Annotated in this window: 1 protein-coding gene; it reads left to right on the forward strand. The window is 64.6% G+C overall.

The features are described from left to right. Positions 1-55 precede the first annotated feature (55 nt). Positions 56-2,560 (forward strand): Ti-type conjugative transfer relaxase TraA (gene traA, locus EOC94_RS33100; protein ID WP_127295826.1); only part of this gene is annotated, 2,505 nt, incomplete at its 3' end.

Genomic DNA, 2,560 nt, shown 5'->3' on the forward strand with positions numbered 1-2,560 from the left:
GACCCGGCCCGCCGCTCCCGACGAACGAGGTTCGCATTCGGGAGTCTTCGTCGCCGTGGCCATCGCCCACTTTTCCGTCAGCATCGTCAGCCGCGGCGACGGCCGCAGCGCGGTGCTGTCGGCGGCCTACCGGCACTGCGCCCGGATGGACTACGAACGCGAGGCCAGGACGATCGACTATTCGCGTAAGCAGGGCCTGGTGCATGAGGAGTTCCTGTTGCCCGCTGATGCGCCGGAATGGGCGCGCAAGCTGATCGCGGACCGGTCCACCGCCGGAGCCGCGGAGGCCTTCTGGAACAAGGTCGAGGCCTTCGAGAAGCGTGTCGACGCGCAGCTTGCCAAGGACCTCACCATTGCCCTGCCGCTCGAGCTCTCAGTCGAACAGAATATCGCGCTCGTCCGCGACTTCGTGGAAAGAGACATTCTGTCGAACGGTATGGTCGCCGACTGGGTCTACCACGACAACCCCGGCAATCCGCACATCCACCTGATGACGACGCTGCGGCCTCTCACCGAAGACGGTTTTGGCGCCAAGAAGGTCGCGGTCATCGGCGACGATGCGCAGCCGCTGCGAAACAAGGCCGGCAAGATCGTTTACGAGCTATGGGCTGGCGACACCCAAGACTTCAACGCCTTCCGGGATGCCTGGTTCGTACGGCAGAACCATCATCTGGCGCTGAACGGCGTCAACCTTCGCATCGATGGCCGGTCCTACGAGAAGCAAGGCATCGAACTGGTGCCGACCATCCATGTCGGCGTTGGCGCCAAGGCGATCCAGCGCAAGGCAACAGCGGAAGGGTGGAAGCCGTCGCTGGAAAGGCTCGATCTGCATGAGGCGCGGAAGGCTGAGAACCTGCGCCGCATTCAGGCCCGTCCGGAGATCGTGCTCGATCTCGTTACCCGCGAGAAGAGTGTCTTCGATGAACGCGATGTCGCCAAGGTGCTGCATCGCTATGTCGACGATTCGGCAGTGTTCCAGCAACTCCTGGCACGCATCATCCAAAGCCCGGACGTGCTTCGTCTGCAGCGCGACACCATCGCGTTCGCAACCGTAGAAAGGCTGCCGGCGCGATACACGACGCGGGAACTGATCCGGCTCGAAGCCGAGATGGCGCGGCGCGCGGTCTGGCTCGCGGGACGGGAATCACACGGCGTTCCGGAGAAGCTGCTGGAAGCGACCTTTGCCCGGCACGCCCGCCTGTCGGAGGAGCAACGAACCGCCATTGAACATGTCGCCGGTTCCGCCCGCATCGCGGCTGTCGTCGGCCGCGCCGGCGCCGGCAAGACCACGATGATGAAGGCGGCCCGCGAGGCATGGGAACTTGCCGGATACCGGGTGGTCGGCGCGGCACTTGCCGGCAAGGCGGCAGAGGGGCTGGAGAAGGAAGCGGGGATCGTCAGCCGCACACTGGCGTCGTGGGAGCTGCGCTGGAAGCAGGGCCGTGACACGCTCGATGCCAAGACGGTGTTCGTCATGGACGAGGCCGGCATGGTCGCATCGAAGCAGATGGCCGGCTTCGTCGAGGCTGTGGTTAGGGCAGGCGCCAAGCTCGTCCTTGTCGGCGATCCGGAACAGCTCCAGCCGATCGAGGCAGGGGCCGCCTTTCGCGCCATCGCCGACCGCATCGGCTATGCCGAGCTCGAAACGATCTACCGCCAGCGCGAGGAATGGATGCGCAAGGCCTCGCTCGATCTGGCGCGCGGCCATGTCGACCAGGCGCTTGCCGCTTATCGCTCACAGAGCAGGGTGCTCGGCTCGGAGCTGAAGGCCCAGGCTGTCGAGAACCTGATCGCCGATTGGAACCGCGACTACGATCCGGCGAAGACCACGCTGATCCTCGCGCATCTGCGTCGTGACGTCCGCATGCTCAATATTATGGCGCGCGAGAAGCTGGTCGAGCGCGGTATCCTCAGTGAAGGCCATGGCTTCAGGACGGCCGACGGCATCCGCCATTTCGACGCCGGCGACCAGATCGTCTTCCTGAAAAACGAGGGCTCGCTCGGCGTGAAGAACGGCATGATCGGCCGCGTCGTCGAAGCCGCGCCGAACCGTCTCGCGGTCATGGTCGGGGAGGGCAATCGGCGCCGCCAGGTGACGGTCGAGCAGCGTTTCTACAACAACCTTGACCATGGCTATGCCACCACGATTCACAAGAGCCAGGGCGCAACCGTTGACCGGGTGAAGGTGCTCGCTTCACTCTCGCTCGACCGGCATCTGACCTATGTCGCGATGACCCGCCATCGCGAGGATCTGCAGCTCTACTATGGCCGCCGCTCCTTCGCCTTCAATGGCGGCCTGACGAAGATCCTGTCACGTCGGAACGCCAAGGAAACCACTCTCGATTATGAGCGCGGCACGCTCTACCGCCAGGCACTTTCCTTTGCCGAAAACCGCGGTCTGCGCATCGTCCATGTCGCCCGAACGATGCTGCGCGACCGGCTTGACTTGACGCTGCGCCAGAGATCGAGGCTCGCCGATCTGACGGTCCGGATTCGTGCGGCCGGCGAGCGCCTCGGCCTGCTGAAACCCGCCATGCAAGCGAAAAAGGAGGCCCGCCCG

The sequence above is a fragment of the Mesorhizobium sp. M6A.T.Ce.TU.016.01.1.1 genome, from assembly GCF_003997065.1.
In the GTDB taxonomy this organism is placed as follows: Bacteria; Pseudomonadota; Alphaproteobacteria; order Rhizobiales; family Rhizobiaceae; genus Mesorhizobium; species Mesorhizobium mediterraneum.